General features: G+C 41.0%; 23 protein-coding genes and 2 tRNA genes. 21 read left to right on the top strand and 4 right to left on the bottom strand.

The genetic code is table 11. The annotated features are described in order from the left end of the window. Window positions 1-2 precede the first annotated feature (2 nt). The 10 genes from FAI41_00530 (at window position 3) to dnaE (ending at window position 13231) form a co-directional block, all read left to right on the top strand. Complete coding sequence (locus FAI41_00530) at window positions 3-2480, top strand: endopeptidase La (GenBank protein ID QCE32195.1); 2478 nt, start codon at window positions 3-5, stop codon at window positions 2478-2480. Window positions 2481-2606: 126 nt separating this feature from the next. Next, the gene (locus tag FAI41_00525) at window positions 2607-2891 is read left to right on the top strand and encodes an HU family DNA-binding protein (protein QCE32194.1); all 285 of its coding nucleotides are present in this window, start codon (window positions 2607-2609) and stop codon (window positions 2889-2891) included. Between the two features lie 86 nt (window positions 2892-2977). Further along, window positions 2978-3052: transfer RNA gene (locus FAI41_00520), tRNA-Val, on the top strand. Window positions 3053-3061: 9 nt separating this feature from the next. Further along, window positions 3062-3829: a biotin--[acetyl-CoA-carboxylase] ligase gene (locus tag FAI41_00515; GenBank protein QCE32193.1), complete on the top strand. Its 768-nt coding sequence runs from the start codon at window positions 3062-3064 to the stop codon at window positions 3827-3829. Between the two features lie 16 nt (window positions 3830-3845). After that, complete coding sequence (locus FAI41_00510; protein QCE32192.1) at window positions 3846-4649, top strand: type III pantothenate kinase; 804 nt, start codon at window positions 3846-3848, stop codon at window positions 4647-4649. Window positions 4650-4764: 115 nt separating this feature from the next. Continuing rightward, window positions 4765-6447, top strand: a complete 1683-nt coding sequence (locus FAI41_00505) for a ribonuclease J (GenBank protein QCE32191.1) — start codon at window positions 4765-4767, stop codon at window positions 6445-6447. Window positions 6448-6478: 31 nt separating this feature from the next. After that, complete coding sequence (locus tag FAI41_00500; protein ID QCE32190.1) at window positions 6479-7816, top strand: proline--tRNA ligase; 1338 nt, start codon at window positions 6479-6481, stop codon at window positions 7814-7816. After that, on the top strand, window positions 7816-9072 hold the full coding sequence (locus FAI41_00495; protein QCE32189.1) for a lipoprotein-releasing ABC transporter permease subunit: 1257 nt from the start codon (window positions 7816-7818) through the stop codon (window positions 9070-9072). Before FAI41_00500 ends, FAI41_00495 begins: the two co-directional genes overlap by 1 nt. Then, window positions 9062-9742, top strand: a complete 681-nt coding sequence (locus tag FAI41_00490) for an ABC transporter ATP-binding protein (protein QCE32188.1) — start codon at window positions 9062-9064, stop codon at window positions 9740-9742. The genes FAI41_00495 and FAI41_00490 overlap by 11 nt, the downstream gene beginning before the upstream one ends. A gap of 57 nt (window positions 9743-9799) precedes the next feature. Beyond that, window positions 9800-13231, top strand: a complete 3432-nt coding sequence (dnaE, locus tag FAI41_00485) for a DNA polymerase III subunit alpha (GenBank protein ID QCE32187.1) — start codon at window positions 9800-9802, stop codon at window positions 13229-13231. A 3-nt stretch (window positions 13232-13234) separates the two neighbouring features. On the opposite strand, the gene FAI41_00480 is transcribed toward dnaE, so the two are convergent. Together FAI41_00480 and FAI41_00475 are read right to left on the bottom strand one after the other, a co-directional pair. Then, on the bottom strand, window positions 13235-14146 hold the full coding sequence (locus FAI41_00480) for a hypothetical protein (GenBank protein ID QCE32186.1): 912 nt from the start codon (window positions 14144-14146) through the stop codon (window positions 13235-13237). A gap of 67 nt (window positions 14147-14213) precedes the next feature. Further along, window positions 14214-14738 (bottom strand): J domain-containing protein, encoded by a 525-nt coding sequence (locus FAI41_00475; protein QCE32185.1) that lies wholly within the window; start codon window positions 14736-14738, stop codon window positions 14214-14216. A gap of 78 nt (window positions 14739-14816) precedes the next feature. On the opposite strand from FAI41_00475, the gene FAI41_00470 reads away from it, so the two are divergent. After that, window positions 14817-15128 carry a BolA family transcriptional regulator gene (locus tag FAI41_00470; protein ID QCE32184.1) on the top strand — a complete coding sequence of 104 codons (312 nt, stop codon included), beginning with the start codon at window positions 14817-14819 and terminating at the stop codon, window positions 15126-15128. 34 nt (window positions 15129-15162) lie between these two features. Continuing rightward, complete coding sequence (locus FAI41_00465) at window positions 15163-15771, top strand: hypothetical protein (GenBank protein ID QCE32183.1); 609 nt, start codon at window positions 15163-15165, stop codon at window positions 15769-15771. Here FAI41_00465 and lipB read toward each other — a convergent pair. Beyond that, complete coding sequence (lipB, locus tag FAI41_00460; GenBank protein ID QCE32182.1) at window positions 15674-16426, bottom strand: lipoyl(octanoyl) transferase LipB; 753 nt, start codon at window positions 16424-16426, stop codon at window positions 15674-15676. The two genes, FAI41_00465 and lipB, sit on opposite strands and share 98 nt — an antisense overlap. Window positions 16427-16524: 98 nt before the next feature. Here lipB and FAI41_00455 point away from each other — a divergent pair. From FAI41_00455 to FAI41_00425, 7 genes are all read left to right on the top strand, one after another. Then, a tRNA-Leu gene (locus tag FAI41_00455) sits at window positions 16525-16610 on the top strand. Between the two features lie 93 nt (window positions 16611-16703). Next, window positions 16704-17573: a UTP--glucose-1-phosphate uridylyltransferase GalU gene (gene galU, locus FAI41_00450; protein ID QCE32181.1), complete on the top strand. Its 870-nt coding sequence runs from the start codon at window positions 16704-16706 to the stop codon at window positions 17571-17573. 42 nt (window positions 17574-17615) lie between these two features. Then, window positions 17616-19034: a phosphomannomutase/phosphoglucomutase gene (locus tag FAI41_00445; protein QCE32180.1), complete on the top strand. Its 1419-nt coding sequence runs from the start codon at window positions 17616-17618 to the stop codon at window positions 19032-19034. Beyond that, window positions 19021-19779 (top strand): ComF family protein, encoded by a 759-nt coding sequence (locus FAI41_00440; GenBank protein ID QCE32179.1) that lies wholly within the window; start codon window positions 19021-19023, stop codon window positions 19777-19779. Before FAI41_00445 ends, FAI41_00440 begins: the two co-directional genes overlap by 14 nt. Before the next feature lie 47 nt (window positions 19780-19826). Then, window positions 19827-20087: a glutaredoxin 3 gene (gene grxC / locus FAI41_00435; protein ID QCE32178.1), complete on the top strand. Its 261-nt coding sequence runs from the start codon at window positions 19827-19829 to the stop codon at window positions 20085-20087. Window positions 20088-20100: 13 nt separating this feature from the next. Beyond that, a complete protein-coding gene (locus tag FAI41_00430; protein ID QCE32177.1) occupies window positions 20101-20562 on the top strand; it encodes a DUF2147 domain-containing protein in 462 nt (153 codons plus the stop codon). Between the two features lie 56 nt (window positions 20563-20618). Then, a complete protein-coding gene (locus tag FAI41_00425; GenBank protein ID QCE32176.1) occupies window positions 20619-21932 on the top strand; it encodes a lactonase family protein in 1314 nt (437 codons plus the stop codon). A gap of 32 nt (window positions 21933-21964) precedes the next feature. Here the strand turns inward: FAI41_00425 and ubiG are convergent, their stop codons facing one another. Continuing rightward, on the bottom strand, window positions 21965-22687 hold the full coding sequence (gene ubiG, locus FAI41_00420; protein QCE32175.1) for a bifunctional 2-polyprenyl-6-hydroxyphenol methylase/3-demethylubiquinol 3-O-methyltransferase UbiG: 723 nt from the start codon (window positions 22685-22687) through the stop codon (window positions 21965-21967). Window positions 22688-22811: 124 nt separating this feature from the next. Between ubiG and FAI41_00415 the strand changes: the two genes are divergently transcribed. Both FAI41_00415 and FAI41_00410 read left to right on the top strand, forming a co-directional pair. Continuing rightward, window positions 22812-24098: an aspartate kinase gene (locus FAI41_00415; GenBank protein ID QCE32174.1), complete on the top strand. Its 1287-nt coding sequence runs from the start codon at window positions 22812-22814 to the stop codon at window positions 24096-24098. 55 nt (window positions 24099-24153) lie between these two features. Continuing rightward, window positions 24154-25179 carry a 2-nitropropane dioxygenase gene (locus FAI41_00410; GenBank protein ID QCE32173.1) on the top strand — a complete coding sequence of 342 codons (1026 nt, stop codon included), beginning with the start codon at window positions 24154-24156 and terminating at the stop codon, window positions 25177-25179. Window positions 25180-25220: the final 41 nt, after the last annotated feature.

Genomic DNA, 25220 nt, shown 5'->3' with positions numbered 1-25220 from the left:
GTATGATAAATTTTAAAAATGATGCTGTGTCCGGTGGCTTTGCTGCCGGACATGATTTTTCTGATGAGCCTCAGGATTCCTTGAAAAGAAAACCTGAAAAATCAGTTCTGCCGGTTTTGCCGCTGAGAAATATTGTTGTATTTCCCCGTGTGGTTGTTCCGCTCTTTGTTGCACGAGAAAAATCTTTAAGATCTTTGAGGGCTCTTGAAAGTCATGAGCATCATATTCTTTTGGTTGCACAAAAAGATAAGGATCAAGATGATCCAAAAGTGAAAGATCTGTATAAGGTTGGCGTTCTTGCTAAGATTCTACAGATTTTGACTTTGCCAGATGGCACCGTAAAAATTTTAGTGGAAGGGCAGTCACGTGCGCGTCTTACAGCTCTTTCAGATAAAGAGGGATATTTTTCAGCGCGTCCGACAATTTTATCAGAAAAAAAATCGGATCAGGACTTCTCCTCCTTAGGAAAAACACTTTCCTTAAAGTTTGAGTTATTCTCTCAGCTCAATAAAAAGATTGCGCCAGAGGTTTTGAATAGTGTTTCTGAGCTTAAAAATTTCTCTCAGATGGCAGATACGATCGCAGGCTATATAAGTCTGAAAATTTCTGACAAGCAAGCTCTTTTAGAGCAGTTGGATCTTGCTGTGCGCATAAAGAAGGTTTCAGCTCATCTAGAGGCAGAGCTGGAAGTTTTAAAGATGGATGATCGACTCCAAGAGCGTGTAAAAAAGCAAATGGAGAAGTCGCAGAAAGAGTATTTTTTAAGCGAACAGATGAAGGCCATCCAAAAAGAATTGGAAGATGTTGAGAGCGATGAAGATGAGCTCGGTGAATTAGAGCGTAAAATCAAGCGTATGAAAATGCCTGAGGAGGCTAAAACAAAGTCACTTCAGGACTTAAAAAAACTTAGAAATATGAATCCGATGTCTCCGGAGAATACTATTCTTAGGAATTATTTGGATTGTGTTGTTTCTCTGCCTTGGAATAAATTTTCCACTTTGTCGACTTCCTTAGCAAAGGCAGAAAAAGTTTTAGACAAACGTCATTATGCTTTGGAGAAGGTTAAAGATCGCATTCTTGAATATTTGGCCGTGCAAAGCCGTTCTAAGAAATTAAAAGGGCCTATCCTATGCTTGGTAGGGCCGCCAGGCGTTGGAAAGACATCTTTGGCACGTTCAATTGCTGAGGCAACGGGGCGGCGCTTGTCACGGATTTCTTTAGGGGGCGTAAAAGATGAATCTGAAATAAGAGGGCATCGCCGCACTTATATTGGCGCAATGCCCGGAAGAATTATTCAAGGACTAAAAAAAGCAGAAAGCTCAAATCCGTTGATGCTTTTAGATGAAATTGATAAAATGGGCAACGACTGGCGGGGAGACCCTTCTTCAGCTCTTTTAGAGGTTTTAGATCCTGAGCAAAATAATGCGTTTTCAGATCATTATCTAGAAGTCGGATATGATCTTTCCAAGGTTATGTTTATTGCAACGGCAAATTCATTGGAAATGCCGGCGCCGCTCTTGGATCGGATGGAAATTATTCATCTTTCTGGTTATTCTGAAAAAGAGAAGTTAGAGATTGCGCGTCAGCATCTTGTTGAGAAGCAGACCAAAGAAAATAATCTTCAGAAAAAAGAATGGTTGCTTTCAGAAGCAACGATTTTAGAGATTATTCGACATTATACACGTGAATCGGGTGTTCGTTCTCTGGAGCGAGAGCTTGGAAAAATCGCACGTAAGATTGTAAAGGCGCATGTTCTTTCCGGTAAAAAAGAAACAGTTGAGGTGACGCCTGAAAACCTTTCTGATTATCTTGGCGTTCCCCATTATCATCATTCTGTGGCTTTTGAAGAAAATCGCATTGGCGTCGTCAATGGCCTTGCATGGACGCAAGTTGGCGGTGAGTTGCTAACAATTGAAGCGCTTCTTATGGCAGGAAAAGGAAAAATTCAAAGCACAGGGAAGCTAGGTGATGTGATGCAGGAAAGTCTTGCAACGGCTTTTTCTTGGGTAAAGTCACATGCACCGGAAATGGGTATCCAGAAGTTTCTTTTAGAGGAAAGAGATGTTCATGTACATTTACCAGAGGGAGCCGTGCCAAAAGATGGTCCCTCAGCAGGGATTGCTTTAGTACTTGCTTTAACCAGTATTTTTACAGGCTTGCAGGTTCGTCAGGATATTGCCATGACAGGTGAGGTTACGCTTCAGGGACGTGTTTTGGCGATTGGCGGTTTAAAGGAAAAACTTCTTGCAGCTTTAAGGGCCGGTATCAAAAAGGTTCTAATTCCCAAAGAAAATGAAAAAGATCTCAAGGATATGGCACAAGAAGTGCTTCAGACTCTTGAAATTATTCCGATTACAGATGTAAAGGAAGTGCTTCGTGAGGCGCTTGTCGGAGATCAAACTTCTTTAACTTTGTTGGAGTCTTCTTTTTCGACAGAGAAAGTGCAGAAAAGTGTGCTTTCTCAGTCTCTATCTCAGTAAGTCTTGTGGAGAAATAAAAGAATGGTTGACTTTAGTTGATGGCTCTTTCTATTTTTCCAGAAGGCACATAATGTCCGGACACTTTTTTGGTCACTTCCGGATTACAGCATTGAAAGGCCTAATAAAATGAAAAAACCGCTTAATAAGCAGGAATTAATTGCAGCTGTCGCTGATGCCGTGGATCTTCCAAAGGCAAAAGCTGGAGAAGCTGTTGATGCTCTGTTTAAGACAATCGCCGAAACATTGGCGGCGCAGGGGGAGGTTCGTCTAGTTGGTTTTGGAAGTTTTGTGAGAGTTCACAGAAAGGCTACCAAAGGACGCAATCCTCAAACAAAAGAAGAGATTGATATTCCAGCCTCTAACTCTGTGCGCTTTAAACCAGGAAAATCGTTAAAAGAAGCGGTTAACTGATTTAATCAGAAAAAAACGGCAAGGTATGGAAAATTTTTTAAATTTTCCCCTTGCCAAAACATTAAAAATTTTGCATTGTCATCAGCGGGCGATTAGCTTAGAGGTAGAGCATCTCGTTTACACCGAGAGGGTCGGCGGTTCGATCCCGTCATCGCCCACCATATAAAAAAATGACTTATGAAGAATGGATCTTTGAGATCCATAATACAATTCCATCCACTTCGGATAGATGTTTCGATTATATTTCTAGCGGAGCGGAAGGTGTTCTTGCCGTTGTTGCGTATTCGCAGACTGCGGGACGGGGAACACATCAACGTAAATGGCATACACCATCGGGCAATTTAGCCTTTTCATTTACGCTTAAGTCTAACTTTCCTTCTGAAAATTTAAATTTTTCTTTCTCAGAGTTTCAGTCTTTTATTCAAGCTGCGCCCTATCTGATAGGGATTTCTGTTTATGAAGTCCTAAAAAGAATTTTATTACCGGAAGCGGCATCGTTTCTTTCTTTAAAATGGCCGAATGATCTCTTGTGGAAAGGACGTAAAATATCAGGTATTCTGATAGAAAGCGTTTTTGAGGGGGAGGTTGCAAATATTATTGTTGGGATTGGTTTGAATATTGCGCAATCGCCGAATATACCAGGAAGGCTTTTAACGTCGATAAAAGAAACAGGATCGCCTGTGATACGCCCAGAAGAACTTGCAAAAGAGATTTTAATAGAATCTAAAAAATGGTTTTCCTGCTGGAAAATAGGGCGTTTTCCAGCTATTCGTAGAGAATGGCTTTTGAGAACATGTCCTAAAGGAACGATTCTTGAGGTAGGGGCAGGAGAAACAGCTATAAAAGGGCGTTTTGTTGGCATTACGGATTTAGGTCATTTAATGATTGAAGACCAGAATGGAAAAATGAAGTGTTTAGTGACAACGGAAATGCGTTAATGAAAAAAGAAATTTGATGCGCTCTTCAAAAATTCTTGCCATTGATATGGGAAATACAAACACTGTTTTTGCGCTTTATGATGGCGAAAAATGGTCGAAGAGATGGCGCTTAAGCACCGATAGTCATAGAATGGCTGATGAGTATGAAATATATCTTTCCATTTGGTTTTTAAATGAGGGAGTATCTTTCTCAGAAATAGAGAATATTGCTGTTTCTTCTGTTGTTCCTGATGCGCTTAGAGAATTATTACGCTTTATCAAAAAACGTTTTCCAGGGGAGCCTCTTGTTGCGAACCCTTCTTTGGTCTGGGGAAATAAAGTTTTACTACCGAATCCAGAAACATTAGGTGCGGATCGCCGCTTAAATGCAATTGCTGCTGTTCAATTTTTCACAGAGAGCAAAAAGAAGAAGCCTATTATTGTTGTTGATTTTGGAACGGCAACAACCTTTGATGTTATAGATGTAGATGGGAATTATATAGGTGGTGTGATTGCACCGGGCGTTAATCTTGCAAGTCGTGCACTCGAAGATGCAGCGGCTCTGTTGCCACGTGTTGAAATAAAAAAACCAGAAAAGGTTCTGGGCGTGGATACTATTGGGGCGATGCAATCAGGACTTTTTTACGGTTATGCTTCTTTGGTTCAGGGGATTTTAACTCGCTTAAGCGATGAATTAGAAATAGTGCCTTTTGTCATTTCAACAGGTGGACTTGGCAGGACATTTGGCTCTGAGGTTATTTTTGATGCACATGCTCCTGATTTGACACTCGATGGCTTAAGAATATTGGCGAGTAGAAATATCACATCATTTTATTTGTAAAAGACTTTTTGCCGAAAAAAAAGGCAATGCGCAGGGATTAAGGACACGCTTCTTCCAAGAGAAGAGGGCATAAGAATTATTTGTAGAAAAATTGTAGGAATGGAAAGGTTTGTTGATGACGGAAAAACAAGTAAAGCAAGGGCAGGACAGTACAGAGGGACTGGTATTCCTTCCTTTAGGTGGAACCGGGGAAATTGGAATGAATTTTAACCTTTACGGGTTAAAAACAGGGGGGAAGGAAAGTTGGCTCGCTGTCGATTGTGGTATCGGTTTCTCAGGAAATGATACGCCAGAAGCTGAGTTATTGGTAGCAGATCCGACTTTCATTTCAGATAGGTCTGAACTTTTAGAAGCAATTGTCTTAACACATGCTCACGAAGATCATTTAGGGGCGATTGTTCATCTTTGGCCATCTTTGAAATGTCCTATTTATGCCACACCGTTTGCAGCAACTGTTTTGCGCCGTAAGCTCGGTGAGGCTAATTTACAGTCTCAGGTTGAAATTAATGTCGTTGCACCTGCGAGCAAATTTAAAGTGGGTCCTTTTGATCTTCAATTTATTCCTGTAACCCATTCCATTCCTGAAGCTCAGGCCTTGGTACTAAGAACACCGCAAGGAATTGTTTTACATACAGGAGATTGGAAACTAGATCCCAATCCGTTAGTTGGGCCGGTGACGGATTTAGAAGCTTTTAAAAAGCTAGGGGATGAGGGTGTGCTTGCCATGATTGGCGATAGCACAAACGCTTTGAAAGAAGGGGGCTCAATCTCTGAATCTAAAGTTAGAGAAGGGCTGATAGAAGCCATTAAGAATCTGGAAGGCCGTGTTGCTGTTACGTGTTTTGCGAGTAACGTTGCACGTGTTGAAAGTATTGCAAAGGCGGCAGAGGCAGCTGGACGTGATGTTATGATTGTTGGCCGTTCATTAAAAAACTTGGACAATGCAGCGAGAGAGTGCGGCTACCTTCAGGATATTCCAGCATTTTTAACAGAAGATGATGCCGATAAAACAGACCTGAATAAAGTCGTTATGATGATTACAGGCTCTCAAGGTGAGGCAAGAGCTGCGCTTTCTCGTGTTGCAGCGGAAACGCATAATTCTGTCAGTCTTCATGAAAATGATACCGTAATTTATAGCTCTCGTATTATCCCGGGCAACGAGCGTGCAGTTGCTGCTGTTCAGGATCAATTCCGCCGAAGAGGTATTAATGTCATTACGGATCGTGACGCTGTTGTTCATACTTCAGGACATGCAACAAGTGAGGATATAAGGCATCTTTATTCTCTTGTGCGTCCGAAATATAGTGTGCCAACACATGGTGAGTGGCGTCATATGAATGCACATGCCGCTATTGCACATGCGCAGGGATCGGAAGTTCTCCTTTTGGAAGATGGAGATGTTTTAGGCTTAGGTCCTGGAAAAATTGAGGTTGTGGATACAGTTCCAACAGGCCGGATGGCACTTGATGCTGGGCGCTTGCTTCCGATGACTGGGAAGGTTCTCGCAGAACGCCGTCGTATGCTTTATAATGGCACGGTTCTTGCAAGTTTTGCGGTGGATGACGAAGGATATGTTATTGGCGATCCTAGAATTACAGCTCCAGGATTGTTAGAGGAGGAAGCTCCAGAAACTTCGCAAATACAGCAACAGTTTGCAGCAGCTTTGGATCAAATCCCTGATGAGTTAAGAAAAGATGATCAAACATTTCAAAATGCAGCACGGACAGCTTTAAGGCGTGCATTAGGACGTAAATTACGGAAACGTCCACATGTTGATGTGCATCTTTTAAGAGTTTGATTTTTAAAAAAGAATTTAAGGAATAAATTATATGCGGCTTAGTCAGGCATTCCAGCCGACTCTACGTGAGACACCTGTAGAGGCAAAAATTGTTTCTCACCAATTAATGTTGCGTGCTGGCTTGATCCGTCAGATTGCGTCTGGAATTTATGTTTGGTTGCCTGCAGGATTGCGGGTTTTGCGAAAAATTTCTACGATCATACAAGAAGAGCAAGACCGTATTGGTGGGCAAGAGCTTTTGATGCCGACCTTACAACCTGCAGAATTGTGGAAAAAATCAGGTCGTCATGATTCTTATGGGCCTGAGATGTTGCGTTTTAAGGATCGTCACGATCGTGAGTTGCTCTACGGGCCAACAAATGAAGAGATGATTACGGAAATTTTTGGGGCAACAGAAACCTCTTATAAAACGCTTCCTAAATATCTTTACCAAATCCAGTGGAAATTTCGTGATGAAATTCGACCACGTTTTGGGGTCATGCGTGGCCGTGAATTTCTTATGAAAGATGGTTATTCCTTTGATCTTTCTGCAGAAAATGCTGAGGAAATTTATTTCCAAATTATGCATTCTTATTTGCGCACATTTGAGCGTCTAGGTGTGACAGCTATTCCGATGGCAGCAGATACAGGGCCTATTGGTGGCGCATTGAGCCATGAATTTCTCGTGCTTGCCCCAACAGGTGAGAGTGAGGTATTTTATGATAAGCGCCGTGAAATCGGACAGGCAGAAAATGTTGACAATGCAGATCCCAAAAACTTCTTAAAAGCGCTTATGCAGGATACCTATGCTGCGACTTCGGAAAAGCATGATATTGAGGCATGGGATAAAATTCCTGAAGCGTTTCAAGTTAGTGGACGTGCAATCGAAGTGGGGCATATTTTCTCCTTCGGTACGAAATATACAGAGACAATGGGCATCTCTGTCGCAGGACCAAATGGCGATAAAATTTATCCACATATGGGCTCTTATGGTATTGGCGTTTCACGTCTTGTTGGCGCAATTATTGAGGCTTCACATGATGAAAAAGGCATTATTTGGCCGAAAGCAATTGCACCTTATCAAATTTCTTTAATTAATTTGCGTCCCGGTGATGAAAATTGCGATCGACTTTGTGAAGAAATTTATAAGATTCTTCCTGACGAAATTCTCTATGATGATCGTAAAGAACGTGCAGGTGTTAAGTTTAATGATGCCGATTTGATGGGGGCACCTTGGAAAATTGTTGTGGGGCCAAAAGGCGCTGCTAGAGGCGAAATTGAACTTTCATCTCGTGCAGGCACAGAGACATTTACCGTTAATACTGAAACACCAACAGAGAGGGATCATCAGCATATGAAATCCTGTGGGTTAGAGGCTCTTTTTGCATAATGTTTGGTAAATTCGAACGTATGGTGGCATGGCGCTATTTACGCGCACGGCGGGGGGATCGTTTTGTTTCTCTAATTGCCATTTTTTCCTTTCTCGGCATCATGCTTGGTGTTGCAACTTTGATTGTTGTGATGGGCGTGATGAATGGCTTTAAAGCTGACCTGATGGGACGAGTTCTTGGTCTTCATGGCGATCTTAATATTTATGCGGCAGGAGCAGCGCCGATTAAAGATTATGAAAATGTCGTTTCAAAGACAGAGATCGTGCCGAGCGTTGCTAGAACGACACCTTTAGTAGAGGGAACTGTTTTGTTTCAAAGTGGCTCTTACACAACGGGAGCTGCTTTGGAAGGTATTTCAACAAAGGATCTTAAAAACTGGAAAGCTCTTAGTGGTGGTCTTGTTGAAGGTTCATGGCAGGATTTAGAAAAACCGAATAGTGCTGCGATTGGCATTGGCATGGCAAGGCGTGCTGGTTTGGGGATCGGATCTGAGATTAACCTCCTCTCACCAACAGGACGTTCTACTCCTTTTGGAACGATGCCGCGTGCTATTAAGTTACAAGTCACAGCTATTTTTGATGCGGATTGGAATGATTATAATAGCGGTGTCGTGATGATGTCTCTCTCTCAGGCGCAAAATTTCCTTTTGTTGGAATCTAATGAGGTTTCCTTGATTCAGGTTGGGATAGATGACCCAATGCATGCACGACAAGTCGGTGCTAAAATTAAATCCTCTTTAGAGAATCCAACTTTGCATGTTTCGGATTGGACACAAAGTGCAAATGGCTTTTTAAATGCTGTGACAGTTGAGAGAAATGTCATGTTTCTCATTTTAAGCCTCATCATTTTGGTTGCTGCTTTCAATATTATTTCGTCTCTCATCATGATGGTAAAAGATAAGGGCAGTGATATTGCCATTATGAGAAGTTTTGGCGTTAGCCAAGGGGGTATTTTACGTATTTTTATTATGTGTGGTGCCGCGATAGGGACAATGGGAACAGCCGCAGGCGCATTGTTAGGGATTGGCTTCGCTTTAAATATTGAGCATATTCGTCATGTTTTAGAAATGGTTACCGGAACAAATTTATTTAATCCTGAGGTATATTTTCTTGCGCAGCTTCCCGTAAAAATTGATTGGGGACAAGTGACGGAAGTGGTTTTGCTGGCATTGAGCTTAGCGCTCTTAGCGACCTTGTATCCTTCTTGGCGTGCTGCACATACTGATCCTGTGGAGATGCTACGTCGTGAAGGGTAATCCTGTTTTAAGTTTAAAAAAAATAAATCGCTTTTTTTATTCTGGTGATGAAAAATTGGAAGTTTTGAAAGAAGCCGATTTAGAAATCCACCCTGGAAAATTGATTGGGCTTGTCGGTCCTAGCGGTATTGGGAAATCGACATTGCTTCATATTGCGGGGCTTTTGGAATATCCAAATAGTGGTGAAATCAGCATTGCCGGGAAAAAGGCAGATAAATCTGATTATGAACGCACGATCCTTAGGAGAGATTCGATCGGGTTCGTCTTCCAGTTTCATCATTTGCTACCTGAATTTACGGCGATTGAAAATGTTATGTTGCCGGCTTTAACAGCGGGAGCGAAATATAAAGAGGTAAAAGAACGGGCCGCCTATTTATTAGACATGCTTCATGTTTCTCACCGGATGGAAAGTTTTCCTGGAAAAATGTCTGGTGGAGAACGTCAGCGAGTGGCCATTGCACGAGCCTTGGTGAATAAGCCATCTCTCTTATTGGCAGATGAGCCAACAGGAAATTTGGATGTTCATACCGCAACGCAAGTTCTTGATTCGATTTCTGATATTGTGCGGAAAGAAAATGCAGGCGCATTAATCGTGACGCATAATTTAGAAATTGCACAGCGTATGGATAAGAATTTTTCTTTATGTCACGGAAAATTAGTTCTCGTTTAATCCAGAAAAAGGATCAGGGATAATTTTATCTAACGATTTTGAGATGATAAGATCATTATGAGCTATTCCGACTTTGTTCATTTACGGACACATTCTGCCTACTCTCTTAGTGAAGGGGCGATGAGTGTAAATGATTTGGCGGAAATGGCGCAGCGTTATCGGACACCCGCAGTTGCCTTGACAGATAGTGGGAATATGTTTGGAACGCTGGAATTTTCTTCGGCCTGTCGCCAAAGAGGCATTCAGCCGATTATCGGATGTCAGCTCGGATTGTCTGTCAGCGAAGAAGAATCTTTTCCTGTTGTGGCGTTGGCAAGAAATGAAAAGGGGCTTTTAAATTTAAGGAAGCTCTCAACAGAGGGATATTTGGTTGGAAGCCCTTCTAGGCCTTTTAGCTCTCTTGATTTTTTATGTGATCATGCAGAGGGGATTTTCCTTTTAACCGGTGGTGTACAAGGGCCTTTAGGGCATTTTTTACTCCATCAGGATGAATCCGGCGCAAAAAATCTTTTAGGACGTCTCTCAGAAAGTTTTCGAGATAATCTCGCTGTAGAGCTTACAAGAGTTGGTGTATTCGGTGAGAAAATCGTAGAGAGCGATCTTGTTGATTTGGCAGATCAATTTTCTCTCCCTCTTGTTGCAACAAATGATTGTTTCTTTTCCAGTCCACGCATGCGGATGGCACAAGATGTCCTTTTATGTATTGGAGAAGGACAAGTCGCCGCAGAAGAGGATAGAAAAAAAGCTTTCGAGGGTGGCTGGTTTAAATCACCTCAGGAAATGCGAGAGCTTTTTAAAGATATACCGGAAGCCTGTGACAATAGCTTAATGATTGCACGGCGCTGTCATGTGGAGGTTTCTTCTCGGAAACCTTTGCTGCCAATTTCTAAAAAAGTTGGTAATCATCAAGATTCTGGTGCTTTTCTCAGTAAAATGGCTAGGGACGGTTTAAAAAAGCGTCTTGAGGTTATGAAAATCGCAGAGGATCTGCGTAAGGTTTACGAAGAACGTTTAGAGCATGAAATTAATATTATTATTGGGATGGGATTCCCAGGATATTTTTTAATTGTTGCTGATTTTATTCAATGGGCAAAAGCGCATGATATTCCTGTTGGGCCTGGGCGTGGTTCAGGGGCAGGTTCTCTTGTGGCGTATGCCTTAACCATTACAGATATTGATCCTATTCGTTTCAGTCTTCTTTTTGAGCGTTTTTTGAATCCTGAACGTGTTTCAATGCCTGACTTTGATATTGATTTTTGCCAACATCGTCGAGATGAAGTTATTCGTTATGTTCGTGATGAATATGGCGCAAATCGTGTGGCGCAGATTATTACGTTTGGAAAGCTTCAAGCGAAAGCTGCGGTTCGAGATGTTGGACGTGTTCTGGGCCTTTCTTATGGCGCTGTGAATCGTATTGCGGAACTTATTCCCAACAATCCAGCAAAACCTATTCCTTTAAGACAGGCAATTGCGGAGGAGCCTGAGCTTCAAAAAATTGGTGAAAAGCAAGATGAGGACGAGGCGGTTTTACTTGAAACGGCTTTACAATTGGAAGGGCTATTTCGTCACGCATCCACCCATGCGGCGGGTGTGGTGATTGGTGACCGTGATTTGGTTGAACTTGTCCCACTTTATCGTGACCCACGGGATGAAAGTGGCATGCTTGTTACGCAGTTTTCAATGAAAAATGTTGAAAAAGCGGGACTTGTTAAATTTGACTTTCTGGGATTGGCCACACTTACACTCCTTAAACGAGGAATGGATTTCTTAAAAGAATTAGGCATTGATGTGGATTTGTCTCAAATTCCTTTAGATGATCCTAAAACTTTTGAGATGATGGCAAAAGGCGATACAGTTGGGATCTTTCAATTTGAAAGTCCTGGCATGCGTGACATGCTAAAACAAATGCAGTCAAATAGATTTGAGGATTTGATTGCAGGGGTGGCGTTGTATCGTCCGGGCCCGATGGAAAATATCCCTTCTTATTGTCGTCGCAAGCACGGTGAGGAATGGATTGCACCGCATGAATCTATTCGCCCAATCCTAGAAGAAACATATGGGATTATGGTGTACCAAGAGCAGGTCATGCAGATTGCCCAGGAAATGGCAGGATACAGCTTAGGAGAAGCTGATATTTTGCGCCGTGCGATGGGGAAAAAAATTGCGGCAGAAATGGAGCAACAGCGTCAGATTTTTATTAAAGGCGCAGTTGCAAAAGGAATTTCAGAATCAGATGCAAATTCTGTCTTTGATTTGATGGCTAAATTTGCAGATTATGGGTTTAATAAATCCCATGCTGCTGCTTATGCGCTTGTTTCTTATCAAACAGCTTGGATGAAAGCACATCATCCAGTTGCCTTTTTAGCGGCATGCATGTCTCTTTCCCGTGAAAAAACAGAAAAGCTTTCAATTTTTTGCCAAGAAGCGGAGCGGATGAATATTAAGGTCATGCCGCCGGATATTAATCATTCAAAAGCCGATTTTTCTGTCGAAAAGACAGAAGAGGGTGAATATATCATTCGATATGCGCTTGCCGCAGTTAAAAGAGTTGGTCTCACCGCAATGGAAGCCTTATGCGCGGCAAGAGGAAAAACGAAATTTTCAACCCTCACAGATTTTTCACAAAGATGCAGTGGAGGGTTTCTCAATAAAATACAATTGGAAAACTTAGCTAAAGCAGGAGCCTTTGATTGTTTTTCAATTGAACGAGAAGTCGTTTGCGAAAATATTGATCTTGTTCTTGCTCGTGCACAGGCACAGGCTGCAGATAAGGCCTCTGGTCAAACTGGACTTTTTGGCAGTTTTGAAGAGACGATAGAATTTAGTGAACTATCTCTAAAAACACCGCCTGTTATGTGGAAGAACTCCCAACGCTTACAAGAGGAGGCTCTTGCAATTGGATTTTATCTCACGGAACATCCTCTGGAGAGCTATGAAAATTTTCTAAAGAAAATGCATGTCACACCTATTTCAGAGATAGAAAATTTGGACATAGGTTCTGAAGAGCGCATTCTGTCGATTGCTGGGATTGTTGTTCAAAAAAAAGAGCGCCCCACAAGAAGTGGCAAAAAAATGGCTTGGTTAACTTTAAGCGATAGTCAAGGAATCTGCGAATTTGTGATGTTTTCGGAGACTTTGGAAGAGGCGAGGCCCTTTATCAAAGAAGGCGAAGAAGTTTTTGCAAGCATTTCTGTTCGAAAAGAGGAGGAAGCATTACGGCTGACAGCACGGCGTGTAACCTCACTGGAAATGGAGATGCAAAAGGGAAAAACAAAAATGCTTGTTTTTGTTTCAGGTGAGGCAGGGATTCAGGGCTTAAAAGAGAAGCTAGATATGTTTCAAGGTGGTGCAGGTCGAATCGCTCTTCTTTTTAAAAAGCAAAACGATCAATTTATTTTAGAGTTGCCGGGTTTTTATCGAACGACACCGAAACTTCTTGAGCAAATAAAAATTCTTCCTGAGATTGACGCTAAAATCAAAGAAGATTGATGTTTAGTGAACAAAATAGGGAATATTAATGCCGTTTACTTTACTAGCACCATTATCCAGTTCGATATCCCAGCTTATTTTTTCGTCATTCTCTCGATGAGACATGAGGCGAGCCACTAAAAGGGCTGCTGTCGCACGTGGGCCTAGGCTCGAAGAGGCTTGCTCGATAAGGCTTCCTATTTTCCCAATGGAAAGATGCGCTTTACTTTTTGAGTGGGCAATATCTTCTCCCGCCAAAACATATCCTTGCCCAGAGACTTGGCTTTCGCCAACAAGTCCTTCCATTTTACGTACAATAATTTTGTAGGGCGGACTGACATTCGGTGTAAAGGTGAAGTCCCCAGACGCCTTTTTGGGGGTTAGAGGGGCATTATCTCCAGTGATACCCTTTGCCTCAAAAATACCCCGAATACCCTCTTTAGGATCTTGTAGAGCATGGATATCCAAATGTTTAATGAAGATCTTTTGATGAAGTCCGTTTTTCGTCATGAGATCTATTGGACGATCCATTTTAATATTTTCCCATTCGGCAGCAGGAGACGTTCCTGAGATTGTCATAAGCTCCTTATAGGGAAGGCCTGGGCAGTTTGGACTAATACCGTGGTAATAGCCACTCAGCGCTAAATAAGCGGAAAGTGCATTTATTTGAGAAAGATCGTTTGTTGTCATCTTTTTTTCAGAATCGGAAAGATGAAGCTTCTCAACGGTTAAAGAGAGACCTGTTCCCACAAGAGTGGCGGAAAATTGAGATTCCTCTAAATGATAGTCTTCAGGTATCTGTTTCGATTTTGATTCAAAAATAAAACATTTACGGCCAAGAGAAGGAATAATTTCAGAAGCAGCATGTGCCGAAAATGAAGCCGTAAAAAGAAATAAAAAAGAAGTACCCAAAAGGCAGTAGGAAGAAAATTTCATTTTAGAGCCAGTATTTTCGATACAAAGAGAAGAGGAGGGTTTAGTATAGGGATAAGAGGGAAATATTTTAATTTTTTTCTAAAAAATTTTTTATTTTCTGATAAGCTTCATTGATTTCTTTAAAATATTTTTCTGCGATCTTATCGTTTGGATTAACGTCTGGATGATATTTTTTAGCCAAAAGACGATATTGTTTTTGCAATTCAGATTTGGTGAGTGGCCAATGGAGGTTTAGTTTTTTAAGGTCATTGGAAATAATTTGGGGTGGAGCTTCTTTTGGTGCCGTAAAGTCTGTTTTAAAGTTTAAAATATCCTCTTTAAAATGTGGATTAGAAAAAACTTTGGCATTAAGAGACGGTTTCCAAGTTGGTCGATTCCAATAAAAAGAAGCATGCTCTTCTTTTTGGATCTCTTCGGGGTCCATTCCCTTAAAGAAATTCCATTTTGAATTATATTGGCGGATGTGTTTTAGGCAGAACCAATAATAGCCTTCTTGAGAAGTTTGGCTTTTTGGTGCTTTATAGCCAGCAGGTTCCGTGCAATTGGACGCATCACACAAAGCATCGGGAGCCTGCGGATCTGGAGAGGACATTTTCCAATGTCTAGGGTGGTGTTTGGAGTGAGAAATGTCTAACCGTTCCGTGATAAAAAAGTAAATTTAGGAGCAAAAATGCCGGAAAGTGAACAATTAGTAGATTCTAAACCTAGATTTAAGAGGGTTTCAAGAATTTTAACAGAATTTTTTCCTGGAGATTCTATTAAGATCGTGGATGAAAGCCACCGACATGCAAAGCATGTTGGACGAATTGAAAAAAAAGGTACTGCGGAAGGGGCAGAGGAAACACATTTCGCGATTGAAATTGCGAGTGAAAAATTTAAGGATCTTTCTCGTATCGATCGTCAGCGAATGATACATGATCTTTTAAAAGAAGAGTTTGAAACTGGCCTTCATTCTTTAAAACTCTCTTTAAAAGAAATTTAAATTCTTCCTTTCATCTGTATGTGGAAAAATATCCTTGTTTAAATTCAAAATAAGAAAATTTTTTATTTCGCTCAGTCTTCCTATTTTGTTGTCAGGATGTTTTTCACATCAAAGAAATCTTTCAGAGCATCAATGGGATTTGGTGCATGAAGCAGAATCCTATTTTAATGAAAAGCCTTCAGAAAAAGGAAATTTTGTCCAAACTGGAAATTTCCGTCGTGGTTCTGGGAACTTTATTTTAGAGCCGGGGCATTTGTGCCTTTATTATCACTCCCCCAAAAGTGGTTCACTGTTTATTGATTCAAAACATCTGATTGAGGTGGATGACAATAGCGGCGCTAGGACTTCTTTTAAAATTGAAGACACGCCTTTTGTGAGATTTTTACAACCACCTATACATTTTACTTCTCAATCAACGCGTATCGAAGATGTTGTCGAAACATCTCAGGGATATGAGATTACGCTTTCAAAAACATATCGAATGAAGAAATGTGTTGTAACCCTTTTCTTCTCAAGAAACGAAGGACAAGCTAATTTTTCAGGGCTTAAAGCTTCGATTGCAGGATATTATTTGCAAGCGCTTTTTCAAAATATTCAGAAACAGAAAATTGGTTCGAATCCCTTATGTTTTCCGCCTTCGTAAATTCCCCAAAAAATTTATGACATTGTTCGAAGAGTCTTTGCCTCAATTCGGACATATGTAAATGAAAGCCTTGGGCCTCTAAACTTGTGACATCATCCTCTTTGATCCCACAAGGAACGATTGCATCATAATGAGAGAGAAGTGGATTTAGGTTGAGGCTAACGCCGTGCCAAGAAATCCATTTGGTTGCTCTGAGTCCTATGGCTGCAATTTTTGCAAAATTTCCTTCTCGTGTTCGAATCCAAACACCTGTTAGGCCTTCACGCCGAAAGGATTCTAAGCCAAGCTCTAGGAGAGTGGAAATAATCCAGGATTCAAGTAAAAAAACAAATTCCCTCAAATCATAAGGTTTTAAGCACCCCTGGTTCTCTCTTAAATCTAACATCGTATAAATGATTTGCTGTCCAGGCCCATGATAGGTCCACTGACCGCCTCTGTTTGTTTTGAAAATTGGTAGAGAATCAGGAGAAACAAGATCTTCTTCTTTTGCACGAACCCCTGCTGTAAGAAGGGCAGGATGCTCCAGCAACCAGAAAAGAGATCCTGTTTTTCCCTCCAAAATTTTCTGGACATAATCCTGCATCAGATTCATTGCGAGGGGGTAGGGAATGAGATTTTTTGTTTCAAACCAAATTTTTTTTTGAAAAATAGACATAAAGCTCTTGCCATAGACATAAGAAGAGGTTTACATAGCGTGACTTCTGACAAGTTCCAAGTAAATAACTTGTTTGAATGATAAGATTATGGTGTTAAGCGGCCGTGGCGGAATGGTAGACGCGCAACCTTGAGGTGGTTGTGGGGGCAACCCCGTGGAAGTTCAAGTCTTCTCGGCCGCACCATTATTTTTTACTTCTAAGCCTAGATTAAAGGCCTATTAGCTGATAATAGAGAGAAGTAATTTTTATATTTCTATAAAGACTCTGGAATACGATATGACAAAGCCGCTACGCAAAGCTGTTCTTCCTGTGGCTGGACTTGGGACGCGTTTTCTTCCTGCAACAAAAGCAACGCCGAAAGAGATGTTGCCTGTCGTAGATAAGCCTTTAATACAATATGCTATTGATGAAGCTCGGGAAGCCGGAATCGAAGAGTTTTGTCTGATAACAGCACGTGGTAAAGATAATCTTATTGATTATTTTGATGTTGCTTATGAGCTGGAAAGCATGCTTAAGAAACGTCATAAAAAGGTTGCTTTGAAAGTCTTGGAAGAAAGTTCTGTAGCTGCTGGATCTCTTGTCGCTGTTCGTCAGCAAAATCCTCTTGGATTAGGACATGCCATTTGGTGTGCAAGAAGTTTTGTTGGATCAGATCCTTTTGCAGTTCTTTTGCCAGATGATATTGTTTTGGGAAAACCGGGCTGTTTGAAGCAGTTGGTTGATACGTATCATAAAACAGGTGGAAATATTGTTGCGGTTGAAGAAGTAGATCCTTCATTAACCAATAGATATGGTGTGCTTGATATTGAGAGTACCGAAGGAAAATTGGTGAAGGTAAAGGGTTTTGTTGAAAAACCAGCGCCAGAAAACGCACCCTCAAACCTTGCTATTATTGGCCGTTATATTTTTGAAGCAAATATTATGGATGAGCTGGCGGGTGCTTCCCCAGGAGAAGGGGGAGAAATACAGTTGACAGATGCAATGGATCGGCTTTTAAAGTCTCAACCATTTTATGGCCTAAAATATGAAGGACAGCGTTTTGACTGCGGCAATAAGCTTGGTTTCTTAGAAGCGCAACTCGCATGTTCTTTAATGAGAGAAGATCTTGCGTCAGGTGTTAGAGAGTTTCTTAAAAAATATATTTAAGATGCTCCTTCTGTTTTCCCGATTTTTATAAAAGGATAGGCAATGTCCGGCAATACTATTTTCTCACATCATTTTAATCCTAATATTTTACGCGCCTATGATATTCGTGGAGTTATTGGCGAGGAATTGAATCCTGTTGATGCTTATGCAGTTGGCTGTGCCTTTGCTGAAAAAGTACATCTTTCAGGTGGGAAAAAGATTGTTGTCGGCTATGATGGGCGCCTCTCAAGCACAGAATTAGAAAAAAATCTTGTTTCCGGTATTGTTGATGCCGGATTGGATGTGTTGCGTATTGGGCTAGGACCTACGCCAATGGTCTATTTCGCAGCTGCGGAAAGTGATGTTGATGCTTCTATCATGATTACGGGCAGTCATAATCCTGGTACATATAATGGTTTTAAGTTTACGTTGAATGGAAAGCCATTTTATGGGGATTCTATTCAGGATCTTGCAAAACTTGTAAAAGATGGCATTGACCTAACGGCAAAAAAGTCCGGTAATATTGAAAATAAAAGTTTCAATGCGCTTTATGTCAAAAGAATTGCAAAAGATTATCAAGGGAAGAAGCCTTTAAAAGTTGTTTGGGATAGCGGGAATTCTGTTGCGGGCCCCGTATTACAGGCATTGACCGAGATTTTGCCAGGAGAGCATACAATTTTGTTTCCTGAGGTAGATGGTCATTTTCCAAATCATCATCCTGATCCAACAGTTGAAAAAAATCTCGCTTTTTTAAAAGAGGCAGTCATTTCATCCGGTGCGGATATTGGGGTTGCTTTTGATGGAGATGCCGATCGTGTCGGTGTTATTGACAATCTTGGTAATGTCATGTGGGGCGACCAAATTTTAGCTTTTTTAGCGGCCGATATTCTTAAAACTTCCCCAGGTGCAACAATTATTGGTGAAGTGAAGTGTAGTCAAAACACTTATGATGCGATTGCAGCGGCTGGTGGTACGCCTTTAATGTGGAAATGCGGGCATTCCTTTATCAAAGCCAAAATGGCAGAAGTAAATGCTCTTTTAGCAGGGGAAATGTCAGGACATTTATTCTTTGCGGATAAATGGTATGGTTTTGATGACGGTATTTATAGTGCTGTTCGCATTATTGACCTGCTTTCCCGCCATGAAAAACCTTTGTCTGAGCTACGCTCAGAAATGCCGGAGACATTTTCGACGCCTGAAATTCGTCTGCATATTTCAGATGAAAGAAAATTCACGGTTATTAAAGAATTATCTCAAATTTTAGAGAAAGAGGGGCAAAAATTTTGTGATATTGATGGTATTAGGGCCTCTTTTCCAGAAGGATGGTGGCTACTGAGATGTTCCAATACGGAGCCTGCCATTATTGCAAGGGTTGAATCCTTTTCTCTAGAGGGAAAAGAGAAATTGAAAAAAGATATGGAAAATCAATTAAAAAAAGTACATTTTCCTGAAGAATCTTTAAAGATTCTTGAAACGGTCTAATCTTCTTATAAAATGGGGGGCGGCAGGATTAGATTTCCTATTTCCCCCTTTATGTGTTTCTTGTCGTCGACCAGTCGTGCAAAAAGACACGCTTTGTGTCGAATGTTTTAAAAAATTAGAACCTATAGCGCATCCGTTTTGTTCTCAATGCGGAGCGCCCTTTATTTCAAAAATTGAATCTTCAGTTTTATGTCTTTCGTGTATTTCTTTTCAGCCAAATTGGGAAGAGGGGCGTGCAGGATTGGTTTATAATCCATTTTCAAGAGATTTGGTTTTAGGGCTGAAATATTCGGGTAAAGAAAATATTGCGCCTCTCTTTGTAAAATTTATGCTTTTAAATACATTGGGAGATTTGAAAGAAACCGATTTTGTGGTGCCCGTTCCTTTGCATGTTAAAAAATTGAGAAAAAGAGGATATAACCAAGCCGTATTACTCGGTAGATTATTTGCAAAGCAGGCTGGTCTGGATTTTTTTCCAGATCTTTTAGAGCGGCATGTTCAAACTGAATTTTTAGGAAAATCCTCTCCTATGGAGCGGCGTCATATTTTGGAAGACGCTATTCGTTTAAGGAAGAAATATTCTAAAAAATCTTTTTTCGGCAGGCGTGCTATTCTCATTGATGATGTGATGACCAGCGGTGCAACTGCTGAGGCCTGTGTAAAAGCTTTGGCGCCACTAGAATGTTCATCTGTTATGACTGTGGTAGCTTTGAGGGGACGTTTTAAGAAAGATTCTTTGCTCTAAACCTTATAAATGATAAATATAGATAAATTTATAAGAGAGGATAGAAAATGTCTAAAGTGGAAATTTATACGCAACCAGGGTGTCCTTATTGCCAAAAAGCACTTATTTTGTTGCAGCGTAAAGATATTGCATTTGAACATATTAATGCACCTCGCGGTAGCGCTGAACGTGAAGAAGTTATTCAGCGTTCAGGGGGACAAACAACTGTTCCTGTAATTTTTATTAATGATAAGCTTATTGGCGGATGTTCTGAGCTTCTTGCGCTTGAAAAAGAAGGAAAATTGGATAGCATTTTAGAGGTAAAATAAAGTTTTTAGGAAAATAATCTTTATTTTTTTATTGGCTTTCCCAACGGTCGCCATCTGTGACGTCTCCTTTCCTGAGGAGGGGCTTTGGCGACCTCAAAAAGATAGAGATGCTATTTTTCGGATAGCTCCATGTGAAGGAGGCGCTCCTCAAGCAAAAGCTTTGTGCGGGTGGCTTGTTGGTCTTGATTATAATACGTCGGACGGACCTCCGAAGGATTTTTCTGGACGTTCTGAATGTGGATTAGAGATTCTTCGAAATTTTATAATGGATAAGAACTTAAATGCGCCTTTACAGGGAATGGTTTTAGACCCGAGAAGCGGTGCTTATTACCATGCATCTTTATGGATGGATCGTTTGGATACGCTTAAGCTTCGTGGATATTTAGGCATTCCACTCTTAGGAAGAACTGTTACGTGGTCTCGTTATAAGGGGCCACCTATAGGTCCTCATTGTCAGATGGCAAAAGGTATTTAAAAAATACGTTTATTTTCATCTGTGTTTTAAAGTTTTATTTTGGTGGCTTGATAAGCATGACTAAGCAAAAAGAAAATCATTTATCTTCTCTTCTTTCACGACGAAATTTTTCTCGTATTCTAGGTGGTGGTGTTGCCATTAGTGCCGTAGCACCTGTTTTTGCTAACGCAGAAAACACAGGAAATGCAGATAGCATTGTCAACTCCAAAATCAACACGGCTTTGCCTGCAAAAGCAGAGGAAAAAATCTTTTGTTATGTTGGCTGCTACACCAAGGAATGTCCAAAGGGGGTAGAGGGAAATGGTGCGGGTATTTATCTTTTCGAGATGAACCCTATTACAGGGAGTTTAAGCTTAAAAACAGTCTTCATGGGGATTGCAAGTCCTTCATTTTTGATCCTTTCACCTAAAAATGACTATTTATTTGCCATTAGCGAAATTGACAATTATGGCGTAGGTAAAACAGGATGTGTGACCAGCTATTCCGTTGATCAGAAAACAGGATTGCTTACAAAAATTAATACAGTCTCCTCTGGTGGTGCTGTGCCATGTCATTTAAGTATGCATCCTTCTGGTAAATATCTTTTGATTGCGAACTATGTCGGGGGATGCGTCTCCGTTGTTCCTGTTAATAATGGTTTTCTAAGTAAACCAACCCATGTTGTTCATCCAACAGGCCCAAGACGTCCTGAAAGAGCGATGGATAATCCTCCAGGTAATTATGCAATTTCTGACCATTCGGGTTCGCACCCACATATGATTTCAACCTCGCCATCAGGAAAATGGGTTGTTGTGGATGATGCCGGATTAGATCGAATTTACTTTTGGCGTCTTGATGAAAAAAGAGGAAAATTACTTCCTGCACCAGTACCTTTTTTAGACTTAGAGCCGGGGGCTGCGCCACGCCATTTTGTTTTTAATAACGAAGGGACGATGCTCTACAATCTTTGTGAGCAGGATTCAAAAGTAACGGTTTTCCAATTTGATGATAAAGAAGGTAGAGCCGTTGCAATACAGACAGTGAGTACCTTATCATCAGAGTTTCACGGTTCAACATTAGCCGCTGAAATTGTGATGGCACCTAGTGGCGGTTTTATTTATGTATCTAACCGTCTTGGTAATTCTATTGCCGTATTCTCTGTTGGGGCAGATGGGACACTCACATTGCAAGATGAGATTTGGTCTCATGCAGACTACGGTAGAGCAATGATGTTAGATCCGACGGCGACTTTCCTATTTAGTGCCAATCAGAGATCAGATTCGATTACGTCTTTTAGAACCAATCAAAAAAGTGGTGATATTGTTTTTACGCATAATTTCACACCTGTTGGCAGCCCAACGGTTCTCGCTTTCATGAAAGGGAAGTCCTAATGGACTTCCTCATACATAAATAATTTTATTTTTTAAGCTGGTTTTTGAAAAAGTAAAATGTAGTTTGATCCAGGATTTTTCTTTGTTGTCCAGTATGGGTAACTAAACTGCAGACCAGAGATATTTTCTGGATTTAATCCAGCCAAGCGCCCCATTCGTGCAAGATCGGAAGGGCGTAGAAATTTTTTCCAATCGTGCGTGCCAATAGGCAGGAGGTGGAGGAAATATTCTGCAAATAATTTTGATTCTAGAAAAGAACGATAGGTTTTATTAAGCGTAGAGACCGCAACAATACCTCCTGGGGATGTTAGATCCGATAAAGTTTTTAAAAAATCTTGAGGATCTCTGACATGTTCAATGATTTCAAAAGCACAAACAACGTCAAATAAATATTGTTTATTAACGAGCTCTTCACCGCTTGCATTTATGTAAGTAATATTCTTGCTTAGCGTATTGTTTGCTTGTAAGCGTGCGTTCGCCACTTTCAAGACTTCGGCACTGGCATCTGCGCCGATTACTGAAAATCCTAATTTTCCGAATGCCTCTGTTGCAATACCGGCTCCACACCCTAGATCCAGCAGCTTAATATTTGTATGAGGGATGCGGAAACGCGTATCTATCTGTTGTGTAACCCATTCTACTCTTGCGGGGTTCATTGCATGTAAAGGCGCCATAGGGCCTTTGGTATCCCACCATTTATCGGCAAGTGCGCTAAACTGGGAAATCTCATGAGGAAGGGTGGATGAAGAGGTCATATGCTTTTCTAAAGGCTATTAAAAAAATATTTCAATTCATTTAATACGAAATAAGAGTAGACGTTGTAAAATAAAATGGGAATATTAGGAACGAAATTGGTTCTTAGGTCTTTTGGGTAATTTTATGTCCGCTCGTTATCAGGCATCGCATTTGGAAAATTCTTCTGTTGAGAAGAGTTCCAAAACAATCGTTATGAAATTCGGAGGAACATCCGTTGGGAATATTGATAGATTACGTGCTTCTGCCGCACTGATAAAGCGAGAAGTTGCTTTGGGCAATAAAGTTGCGGTTGTTGTTTCTGCAATGGCAGGAAAGACAAATGAGCTTATTCGACATTGTTTAGAGCTTTCGGAAGAACCAGATACGCAAGAATATGATGCGGTTATTTCTGCTGGAGAGCAGATTTCAAGCGGTTTATTGGCTTTGGCGCTTCAAAATCAAGGCCTTAAAGCCCGCTCGTTTCAAGGTTGGCAGATACCTATTACCGTTCAGCATGCGCAAGATAATACGCATGGGATATCTTTTACGGTTGATCCCGTACCTTTAAAAAAAATCATGGCATCAGGTTATATTCCTGTGATTGCTGGCTTCCAAGGGGTTGATTCTAAAGGACGAATTACAACATTAGGGCGAGGGGGGTCTGATGCAACGGCTGTGGCAGTAGCCTCAGCCTTAGGGGCAGACCAATGTGATATTTATACGGATGTTGAGGGGGTTTATTCTGGAGATCCCAGACTTATTGAAAAAGCAAAATTACTCCCTCAAATTACTTTTGAAGAAATGCTTGAATTTTCGCTTAATGGTGCCAAAGTGCTTCAGCCTTTAAGTGTCAGTATGGCGATGCAGGAAAATGTTCCAGTACGTGTTCTTTCTGCCTTTGTTCCACCATCTCTTGAGGCTGGTACAAAAATCATTCAGAAAAAAGAGGTCTTAGCTAGAGTTGTGGGCGTTTCTTCTGCTATAGATAAGGCTGTGATTACTTTAAGTGGCTGTTCGCCTTCTCGCGAGGAAGAAAAGGCTGTTTTAATGGGGTTGAAGGCGCAGGGGATCGAAGTAGAAGCCTCTCTTGTAGAAGTTGTTGAAAAAGAAGACGAAAATGCGTGGAATCTTTTTGTAAAAAAAGAAGATGCTTTTACGGCTGGAGAGGTGATCTGCCACGCTTCAGAAGCATTATCTTATAGAACAATGGAAATATCGACGGGTCTTTCAAAAGTAGCGGTTATCGGCCATGGAATTTTGGAAGATAAAAATTTTTTAGATCCTTTTGTGGAAGCTTTGAAAGACAATCAGATTACTTCTTTTACGTTGTTGCGTGACGATTTAAAGATTTTTGCGTTTACGCCACAAGAAATCACGCGTGAGCTACTATGTTGCTTACATTATGCATATGGGCTGGATAAACAGGAATAGTTCGGCTGTTAGAACAGTAACATTCACTCGAAAGAGTATATAAAAAGGATAAAAAATGGTAGATAAGGTGACGTCAGAAGAGCGCTTACAGGCACTCTGCCAAAAAGGCTGTAATTTTTTAGGTACCCGTTACAGCATCTTAGGTGGTGCTATGTCGTGGGTGAGTGAACGTCAGTTGGTTTCTGCCATTTCTAATGCGGGGGGGTTCGGTGTTTTGGCATGTGGCGCCATGGAACCGGAACGGCTAGATGAAGAAATTAAGGCAACACGGGAATTAACAAAATTTCCTTTTGGTGTAAATCTCATTACGATGCACCCTAAGTTGGATGAGTTAATTGATATTTGTCTTGACAATAAGGTCTCTCATATTGTTCTTGCAGGTGGACTTCCAAGAGAAAAAGTCATTAAACGGATTAAAGATTCTAATGTAAAAGTGATGGTTTTTGCGCCAACGCTCGCTTTAGCAAAACGTCTTGTCCGTTCAGGGGCGCAGGCTGTCGTCATCGAAGGCTCTGAAGCCGGCGGTCATGTCGGTCCCGTTTCTTTAAATGTTTTGGTACAGGAAATTTTACCGCATTTGAAAGATGTGCCTGTTTTTGTTGCCGGCGGCATAGGCCGGGGCGAAGCGATGCTTTCTTATTTGGAACAGGGTGCGGCCGGTGTGCAGCTGGGAACACTTTTTGCGGCAAGTAAGGAAAGCATTGCCCATGAGAATTTTAAAAAGTCCTTTTTACATGCCAATGCAAGAGATGCGGCTGTTACAACGCAGTTAGATGAGCGTTTCCCAGTTATTCCGGTGAGAGCCATTGAGAATGATGCCTCTAAGAAGTTTATGAAGCATCAAGCTAAGGTCATCGAATCTTATCAGGCAGGCAATGTCTCTCTTAAAGAAGCTCAACTTGAAATTGAACATTTCTGGGCAGGTGCTTTGAAAAAAGCCGTTATTGATGGGGATGTTGAAAATGGCTCTTTGATGGCAGGGCAATCTGTTGGACTTGTTAAAGAAATTTTTCCTGTTCAAGACATTATTAACACATTATGGGGACAGGCTTTGGAAGCCATCCAAAAGAAGAAATATTAAGTAATTCTACCTTGCGTTTTAGGGTAAGGTGATCTGAATAG

Source organism: Acetobacteraceae bacterium, assembly GCA_004843165.1.
Lineage (GTDB): Bacteria > Pseudomonadota > Alphaproteobacteria > Acetobacterales > Acetobacteraceae.
The sequence above is the reverse complement of the archived record's forward strand: the minus strand, read 5'-3'. Positions and strand labels throughout refer to the sequence as shown.